The organism is Bradyrhizobium sp. 142 (assembly GCF_023074015.1).
In the GTDB taxonomy this organism is placed as follows: domain Bacteria; phylum Pseudomonadota; class Alphaproteobacteria; order Rhizobiales; family Xanthobacteraceae; genus Bradyrhizobium.
Genome location: NZ_JADPKQ010000093.1, coordinates 1 through 8,951, shown reverse-complemented (window position 1 = coordinate 8,951; position 8,951 = coordinate 1). Strand labels below are relative to the sequence as shown.

The 8,951-nt window shown below is 59.3% G+C and carries 8 protein-coding genes; 5 read left to right on the top strand and 3 right to left on the bottom strand.

Annotated features, from left to right (window positions below; all coding sequences use genetic code 11):
* A partial coding sequence (locus tag IVA82_RS09575; protein WP_247386873.1) for a porin occupies nt 1-957 on the bottom strand: 957 nt, incomplete at its 3' end.
* A gap of 236 nt (nt 958-1,193) precedes the next feature.
* Here IVA82_RS09575 and IVA82_RS09570 point away from each other — a divergent pair.
* The gene (locus tag IVA82_RS09570; RefSeq protein ID WP_247386872.1) at nt 1,194-2,795 is read left to right on the top strand and encodes a tyrosine-type recombinase/integrase; all 1,602 of its coding nucleotides are present in this window, start codon (nt 1,194-1,196) and stop codon (nt 2,793-2,795) included.
* A 135-nt stretch (nt 2,796-2,930) separates the two neighbouring features.
* Entirely contained in the window at nt 2,931-4,373 is a 1,443-nt protein-coding gene (locus tag IVA82_RS09565) for a hypothetical protein (RefSeq protein ID WP_247386871.1), read from the top strand.
* 744 nt (nt 4,374-5,117) lie between these two features.
* On the opposite strand, the gene IVA82_RS09560 is transcribed toward IVA82_RS09565, so the two are convergent.
* A complete protein-coding gene (locus IVA82_RS09560) occupies nt 5,118-5,789 on the bottom strand; it encodes a recombinase family protein (protein WP_247386870.1) in 672 nt (223 codons plus the stop codon).
* Between the two features lie 137 nt (nt 5,790-5,926).
* On the opposite strand from IVA82_RS09560, the gene IVA82_RS09555 reads away from it, so the two are divergent.
* From IVA82_RS09555 to IVA82_RS09545, 3 genes are read left to right on the top strand one after another with little or no spacing between them, the layout of a single operon-like run.
* Nucleotides 5,927-6,445, top strand: a complete 519-nt coding sequence (locus tag IVA82_RS09555; protein ID WP_247386869.1) for a DUF4365 domain-containing protein — start codon at nt 5,927-5,929, stop codon at nt 6,443-6,445.
* On the top strand, nt 6,442-7,602 hold the full coding sequence (locus tag IVA82_RS09550; protein WP_247386868.1) for a hypothetical protein: 1,161 nt from the start codon (nt 6,442-6,444) through the stop codon (nt 7,600-7,602). Before IVA82_RS09555 ends, IVA82_RS09550 begins: the two co-directional genes overlap by 4 nt.
* Nucleotides 7,603-7,654: 52 nt before the next feature.
* Nucleotides 7,655-8,296: a hypothetical protein gene (locus IVA82_RS09545; protein ID WP_247386867.1), complete on the top strand. Its 642-nt coding sequence runs from the start codon at nt 7,655-7,657 to the stop codon at nt 8,294-8,296.
* A 444-nt stretch (nt 8,297-8,740) separates the two neighbouring features.
* On the opposite strand, the gene IVA82_RS09540 is transcribed toward IVA82_RS09545, so the two are convergent.
* The coding region (locus tag IVA82_RS09540) for a porin (RefSeq protein ID WP_247386866.1) at nt 8,741-8,951 on the bottom strand (211 nt) is incomplete at its 5' end.

Sequence of the window (8,951 nt, the reverse complement as noted above, 5' to 3'; positions counted from 1 at the left end):
GACAGCCTGCAAGTTGATGCTGTCGCCAGCTCCAGTCGGGATGTTCTTGATGGACAACGCACCTTGAACCGCCCAGCCCCATTTGTCGGTAGGATGGCCCGTGGGTTCGGTCGCACCGTAGTAAGCGGCATGGAGCTCATGCGCGACAGCCGAGACCTGGGCCAGACCCCAGGCCTGGTCGACGCGGATCTGACCGACGATATCAGGAGAACGCGTGCCACCCCAATCGTTGTTACCGTAGGTGCCGGTTACGAACGCAGTCCCAGCAGCAGCCGGCGTGGCAAATGCCGTGTTCCAGAGGTTCGACTGGCCACCTGCCGACGTCGTCTCGTCCTGCAACGCGAGCGAACCGGTGATGCCCTGGCCGAAATCGGCCGTATAGGCAACCTGGTTGACGCCGGTCACGTGGTTGCTGCCGCCCGGAAGCGTATCAGGACCGCCAGCCGGATAGCTCTGCCACGGGGTGTCGAAGATCGAGACCGTGCGGCCGAACGTGAAGCCAGCGAACTGGATGAACGCGTGGTAGAGGCCGAGCGAGGCGGAACCGGTAGAGAACGCCGAGGGATTGCTGCCGGTGACCGTAGTCGTATCCCAGCTGAAGATCAGATCGGCGTAGGTGCGAACCACACCATACTCGGTCGCAGTGCGGGTATCGACGTTGAAGTCGAAACGAGCGCGGCCGAAATAGTAGTTGGTCAGACGGTTGTTCGACCCCGGGTTCGCGCCTTGCCGGAAGTTATAGTCGCCCGCGCCGCCAAGAATCGCGTCAGCGCGCAGATAACCGCCCAGCTTGATGCAGGTGTCGGTGCCCGGGATGTAATAGAAACCCGCACCGTACAGGGAGCAGATTCTCACGTATTCGACCGCTTTGGCCTTCACGGGAAGATCAGCTGCCTGGGCTCCGCCAGCGGCGACCAGACCCGCCACTGAGCCGAGCAAAAGGCTCTTAAAGTTCATGTTAACCTCCAAGTTTGCTCTCCAGGGAAGGTCACTGACCGGACGGCCAATTACCCGCTCCCCCTCTAAATCACCGCTAGAGCCGATCGCGTCTTCGGACACACCCGCATGAACGCGAGGGACTTAAGCGATCCGAATTTTCGGTGAGCTGAGGTTAGAAAAATCAGTAAGTTACTGATTGCCAAAACTATTTGGATGCCTGTAGGTACAAGGCACCGTACAAAATGGCTGTGATAATGGCTGGACTGAAGCGCACTTCCACAGGGGCCTACGCGGCCCGAAAGGTGATTCCTGAGGACATCCGACAGGCATACGCGGCCAAGTATGGCAACGCCTGGGAAGAGAAGTTCCGGTTGGACGCTGGAGTATCTGAGCACGAGGCCCGAGCGCGCTTCGGCGAGTGGCTGGCGGACGTTGAGACCCGCATCGGAGGCCTTCGGGCGGCAAAGAAAAACGGAGCTCAGCCCCTCACCCGGCAGAATGCCTATGCATTAGCTGGACGATGGTATGCCTGGTTCGTCAAGAAGCACGAACACGACCAGCGTGGCCCAGCACATTGGAAGACGTTAGGCGACATTCTAGTTTGGAACATCATTGGGCCGCATGCTCCTGACGAATATGAAGAGCGTCCAGGCGATGATCCTGAGTGGGACTGGAGGCGCCACCCGGACGTGCGGGACGAGGTACGCCCGGCAATCGCCAAGGAGGCGCAGACGTCCGCATTCTTGCACGAGCAAGATTTGCACCTTAGCCCAGATGCCACCAATCTTTTCGTGGACGCCGTCAGCGACAACCTGCTCCCCGCGTTCCAGCGGCTGGAAGCGCTCTCGCGAGGGGACTACCGCCCAGATAATCATCCGCAGGTGTTTCCTCATTTCGAGCAAACCCTCATCACCGCACTGCCAGTGAAGGCAACTGAACTGTTCAGCGCTTGGGCAAAGGCCGTGCAACCCGCGGAAGGAACTATCTATCGCTGGGAAACGGTGTTCAAAGAGGCTGATCGCCATTTTTCTGACGTCAGGTGTATTAGTTACGATCAGGCCAAGGCGTGGATGACCAGCCTCGTCAACGAAGAGCGATCAGCCAACACGGTAGCAACCGCATGGCGTACGGCCCTCAAAACGGTCTTCTCATGGGGTGTCTTAGAGAGGGCTGTCGATAGCAATCCGTTTCCCCAGGTGCGCATCAGTATCCCCCGCAAGAACATAGAGCGCGAGACGAAGGCCTTTGATGCTGCCGAGATCAAGACAATCTTGTGGGCCGCATTGCGATGCGACGATACGAAGTCGTTCACTGAGCGCGCCTGTCGATGGGTGCCCTGGATTTGTGCTTACACAGGGGCGCGCGCAGGAGAGATTACGCAACTTCGTGCCGGCGACATTCAAGAGCGAGGTGGCGTTTACTTCGCGAGGCTGACACCGTCCGCAGGAAAAATCAAAACGCGGAAAGCTCGCACCGTTCCACTTCACGAGCACTTGGTATCCCAAGGTTTCCTCAGCTTCGTTGCAAGGGCTAAGGAGCAGGCTCTGTTCTACACAGCCGTTCGCCCAGGGAAGGCAAAGACTGACGACCGTCCCCGGCAAAGCCCCGCTGAGCGCATGAGGTCCCATGTTGGAACATGGGTGCGTTCGCTCGGCATCACTGACCCAGAGGTTAGCCCGAACCACGCATGGCGCCACACGTACAAGGCAATGGCAGCACGTGTTGGAATTGATGAGCGATACAGCGACGCCATTACAGGCCACGTGCCTCCTACAACGGGCAGGAAATACACCACACCTACCCCCGAGGACCTCGCGGAAGCGATGAAGAAGTTTCCTCGATACAAGTTCGAATGATGGTGTTTGCCCAGAGGGACCGTCACGTCTCTCTCTCGGGAGTGTACGGCGTACACGTGGCGAGCACGACCGGGAGGGCGTTGGGGCCTCACCGGCATCAATGAAAACATCAGCGGCAGAGCAGGTATGAGCACCATGACAGATACATCCGAGGAGTGGGATCCCGACGCCGAGACACGTCCAGGCTGGGAGCCGAAGACCCCCAAGGAGGAACGCGGGCCGCTCAACAAGGCGCCCTTGGCAACCCTGCGTGCCACCCCAATGAGCCAACAGGCCTTTGTGCTGATGGGCGAGTTGGCTGGCCGCTACCCGAGGCCGCAAGCTGCCAAAGGCGCGGCGTACGCACGCAAGAAAACCTCGGCAGATCACGCGAACGCCGTGGGCGCATTCATCGCCGATCTGCTCGCGGCAGTCGAACGTGATCGGAGCGAGGGGTGGATTCGGTGTTCCCTCAAAAAGAGCGACTACACCAGCGGGCATGACGGTGCTCCGGGTGTCCCGTGGCGCATGTTCGACGCCGTGCGCCTAGCGTTCACAGAGGCGGGCCTAGTTGAGCACAAGCAGGGGTATCCCGGATCGTACAGCGGCTTGATCAACCCCGGCCCGCGGGACGGCAAGCTCACGCGCTACAGAGCTACACCGGCTCTATTGGCGGCGTGTGCTTCGCATGGTGTGACCCCGGACACCTTGGGCGAACACTTCCGGTTTGAGGCGGTGATGCCTGCGGAGTTAGTGCGGCTGACAGCGCCCTCCCGGAAGACGCCGGACACGGAACGGGCGCAGCGGCTTCGGGCGCAGGTTGCCGCGGTCAACTCTTTCGCCGCACAGCACACGCTCGCGCACCCAAATCGCGAGATTAGGCACCTCGGCTGGGTTCGGCTGTTTCACCGAGCGGATCACCCTGGCTTCCGATGGGATAAGGGCGGTCGGCTGTTCTCCCATCCCCAAGACGCCACATGCTATCAGCGCATGAGAAGCAAGGAGCGCCGGGCGTTGATCATCAACGAGGAAGCCGTAGTCGAGATTGACATATCCTCCGCCTATCTCACCATCTTCTATTCTTGGTGTGGCCAGCAACTCGACACCGACACAGACGCCTACGGCGGCATCCTTGGTGACACCGATATGGATCGGGAAGTTGCGAAGTGCTGGATCAACATGTCGTTCGGCGGCGGGCAACTGCGTACGCGGTGGACCACGGAGATTAAGGAGAACCTTCTGGACCGTCTGGCGCGCAAGGATATCTCGCCGGAGGTCTTCGATCCCAAGGCCTACCCGATGAAACGGATCAGGGAGCACGTGCTGCAGCGGCACCCTATCCTTGAGCGTTGGGGCGGTGCGATTGACGGCCGTGTTCGGGACTGGAGCGACCTCATGTTTATTGAGAGTGAAGTCATTATCGGGACTATGCAGGCGCTGATGGTTAGCGGCATCCCGAGCTATCCAATCCATGACAGCATTATCGTCCCACGGAGCAAGGAGGCGGTGGCCGTGGGCATCCTCACAGAGAAGTTCCGTTCCCGTGCCGGAGTGGTCCCAAAGCTGGGCGTGTCAAGGCCTGAGCCTCTCGACTTCTAAGAGAGCTAGAGCTTCCCCTTATGGATGAGATCCATAGTGGTATATTCCCCTTCTCCTCCCACACCACACACCACACAGCCGCAAGCCACCACACCATATCGTGGAACGAATGTTGGCGGCGGGAGCGCGGGCCGGCTTGGTTCCCTGTGTTGTATTATTACATCGCGGGTGGGGCGGGTTGGCCACCGGGTGCCTCGGCCACCTCGCGATTCCACAAACGGCCAGAAATGGCTCTGGATTCGTTTTCCGCGCCACCCGGTAGGTTGGTAGCCCCGACGCGCGGACGCGCCAGTGATTCTCCCAGGCCTTCCTGGAGGGGCTATGGCGACACCGACAACGGAAGTTGCCCCTCGGTAGGCCTATGCTCTCCAGAGGAATGCCGAGGCTCGATAGGGGCAGTGTGCAAATCGACGGCCAATGGGATCCAGTGGAAATCCAGTGCCGAAAATAAGACCCATTGGAGCCCAAAAGCGCACCGCGCGGCCGTAAGCTCCGCCGCCGCCGCCGCTTTAACCGAGGAGCTGCGAAGACCGGTGGGGCCTTGTTGCCAAATTAGGATCCCTTGCCCCGAACGGGGCCCCAAAGTTTTCGCGTGGTGTCTCGTGCGCGCCGACCAGGCCCTCAACCGTGGTAGAACAAGCCGACGATCAGAAGTAGGCCGGCGGTCTTTGAGGCCTGGAGCATAGTGATGAAGCGTCGAGAACATCACCAACAGTGTACCAAGGGCTGACATGGTCGTGCCTCCTATGCCCTCTGCAGGACGTTCGCTATGGTTTGGGCGTACCACTGCCCACCGCGTGCCGTTGGGATGCCGCGCGCGTTCAATGCGTCCGCAATCTGCCGCAGCGTGTGAGCCCCGGCCTTCTGGGCCTCGCGGATGATCGGCAGTACATTGGCCGCGTAGCGGTCGGCCTCAGCCTTCACGGCTTCTACAGCTCCCCTACGGGCGACGTGGAGCTTAGGGTTGCCCATGGTGACACCGCGAGCCTTAGCAGCCGAGAGGGCCTGCCGGGTGCGGGTGGAGATTAGCGCGCGTTCCTTTTCGGCCAGCGCGGCGAAGAGGTGCAGGACGAACGGGTCCACCTCGGGGCCCAGCTCAGCCACCACGAAGGGGACCTTATGAGCCATCAGGCCGCTGATAAAATGCACGTCACGGCTAAGCCGGTCGAGCTTCGCGACACCCACGCGACACCGGAGCTTCCTCGCTGCCGCCAACGCGGCCTTGAGCTGAGGCCTGCGGTCGAGCGCGTCCGTTCCCTTGCCAGTCTCAACCTCAACGAACTCACGGGCCACGTCGTATCCCTCGGAGGCGGCGAAGTGCGCGAGGGCGTGGCGCTGCGCCTCGATGCCCAAGCCAGAGCGGCCCTGAGCCGAGGTCGACACGCGGATGTAGGTGATTAGGGGAGCCGTGGGCACGCCGAGGTCCTCCAGAGACGCCTGTAAATAACCTATACGTCCGTTTAGAATTTAGACAACACGCATTTCGGAATCGCTGCGATTCGTTTTTGCATGGGAAGGCGCTACACTGCCCTGACGTTACGCCGTGGGGGCCTATGTTGGTTGCAGACTACGCCGCGATTTCTCATCGCCAGGACGCGATTTCCGGTGCGTATATCAGCGCCGTGTGCGCCACAGCCGGTTGTGGGTTGGAGGCGGTTCGAATGGACAATGATAAAGTCGACTATCTGGTGCGCGCGCGCGTGCAAGGCAAAGCGTTGAATAAGCCCCAGATCGACATTCAGGCCAAGTGTCAGAGGAGCGGACCGGCGAGCGGCGATCCTATATCCTTTCCGCTCGATTTGGAGACCTACGACAACTTGCGCGACCCAAAAGTTTGCATCCCGCGAATCCTGGTGGTGGTATTTGTTCCGAACGACGTTCAGGAGTGGCTCGCTCAGACGGAACACGCACTCACACTACGGCATTGCGCCTATTGGATGTCGCTAAAGGGACTGCAATCGAGTTCGAACGCAAAGTCGCAAACGGTCTATATACCCAGAAAAAACCTTTTCGGCCCACAAGTTCTACAGTCTATGATGACCAAGATAGCAGATGGGCTCGACCTTCAATGAAGGCATCAATCAAAGACGAGCAGGCAATCGGCGCTATACGGCCCCTTAACGCCATCGGTTACCTGCGAGCGCGCGGGTGGGAGCGCTACGGTGATGACGCCGACCGCCCGTTCTCCGTCTGGCACAAGTCCTCGCACCCTCATGCAGAGATACTCATTCCCGTTGATCGGTCTGTGAGCGACTACGTATTACTCCTGCGCGAGGCGCTCGGTGAACTGGAAGCGGTGGAGAACCGCTCACAGCTAGAAATTCTCCGCGACCTCTACAATTCAGGCTTTGATGTAGTCCGGTTGGCGGCTCAGTCGCATCGCACCGCGGATGGGACAGTAGACATCGACGAAGGTGTAATGCTTTTCGAGCGAGCGAGAGACACCCTGTATGCGGCGGCATGCGCGACTGTGAAGCCACAAGCGGTTTTCCATTCGCGCCGTCCTCAAATCGCGACGGAGTACATGCGGAAAGCCCGTCTCGGTCAAACCGAGCAAGGCAGTTACGTGCTGACCCTGCTCTCTCCTGTGGCGCCCCAACTGACATTCCACAGCGATACCGAGCTTTTCCCAGAAGAGCCCTTCGAACGTCGAGTGATTGAGACCTTGGCGCAATCAGTGCGCCTTGCTGTTGGAGCTGCTGCAAAGGCGGCCACCGCCACAAGTCCGGACTTCAGGCCGTTTCAAGAGGCTGTAGCTGGTGGCGTGAGCGCAAACCTTTGCGAAGGCATCGCAGGATTGTTCTCCGCCTCTGAGCCTACTTCGGTTGAACTGAGGATTTCGTGGGCCCTCAACAGGCCTACGCCCAATGAGGTGCCGTCGCACGTCCGCATAAGCAGCGACCTTATTCCGACACTTCAAGAGGCCGCTCGGCTCTTCAGGGCATATGACAGGCTCGAAAATTACGAAATCAAAGGACCTGTTATCAGGCTTCAACGTGACGAAACGGCTGCCTTCGGAATGGTGACTGTTTTAGCGACAGTGGAAGGAAAGATGCGCAAGGTGAACATAGCCCTTTCTGATGCGGACTATCAAAAGGCAGTTCTAGCGCATCACCAGCACCGGTACATTCGCGTGGTGGGCACCGTCGCACGAGATGCGCGGACATACCGGTTGGAAAGTCCCGTCAATTTCGACATCGCAGCAGATGATGATGACGACGCCGAGTAGGCGCTCGTGAAAATCATGGGCAGTACGCTAGGAAGCAGCGGGCGAAAACTTGATGCTCGAGTTTTGGAAGTCTGACATTGGCAAGGTGGCGTTGGGCGGTGTCATTGCCGTAATCGGTCAACTTACAGCCACCTTGGTAGCGTGGCTAAAGGAGGCACGCTTCGCTGCGACTAAGGAACGTAAGGACGCAGAGTACCTCGCTATTCGTCTCGTTCTCGTTCTGGACGGCCTCGTTAGCGCCTGCTTCAACGCAGTGCATGATCCCCTCATGGAGGACGAGGATGGCGTCACAGAGAACACGGTGCCTGACCCCACACTTACACTTCCTGCGGATGGCGACTACAAGGCATTGCCGAGGCGCCTGATGTATGAGGTGCTTTCGATGCCGAATAAGCTTGAGGGCATCAAAGGCGGGCTCGCTGCCACGGCAGACATATCGGGGCCGCCAGATTACACAGAGTACTATGAATATCGCGAAGAGCACTGGTCCACGCTGGGGCTGAGGGCTCTTGATTTGATCGATACCCTTTGTCGGCAATACAAAATTGCGCCGCCTGAACGTCCTGCGCATTACACGCCAAGAGAATCATTCCGAGACGTGTTGACCAAGCTTGCTGAGTTTCAGCGGGCTCGAAACGAGCGAAACGCAGCGATGTGGGGTCCAGCTTCCGAAGGCCACTGCGGCGCCGCCTAAAGTACCGTGAGGGGGACTATCCTAAAATAACTGTACCGCGCGACTTAAATCGGCCCGCAGTTAGAGCTCCACCTGCGACGTGGCGTCAGTTGGTCCGCAACACCCCCCTGCCCGAGGCGACTTGGTGTGTTGCCGGACGCCTCAGCGCCTTGTCTCACCAAGGTAGACCAAATCGGAGCGACCACGGTTGCACACTAAAAGCGACTGGGATCAAGCCCATCGTTGAAAGCGCTAACGCCGCCGCTTGTGCCAATCTCACGGCGGCTAAGGCACTCAAGCGCGCTTGTGCCGGCTCTCCCACCGCGGCTAACGGCTCACCGGGTAGGCGCCAATCGGCAGAGCAGGGACCGAAACTCCCAGTGAGGAATTCCCATTTTCGTCGTCCCGAAAAACAAACCCCCGGCAGTTTCCCGCCGAGGGCTATCTTAGATCAGAGAACTGCTCTTAGAAGTTGCGCTGGGCGCGGAGCAGCATGCTGATCGAGTTCTGGTCCTTCAGCTCATAGACAGTTGCCGGCTTGGCGGCGGAAGGAACGCCGGGGCTCGCAATCGTACCGGAATACTTCTGGTCCAGATGCGAATAGCTCAAGTCTGCCGTGAAGGTCAGGTTCTTGACCGGGGTCCACGCAGTGTTGACACCGATGACCGCGAAGTTG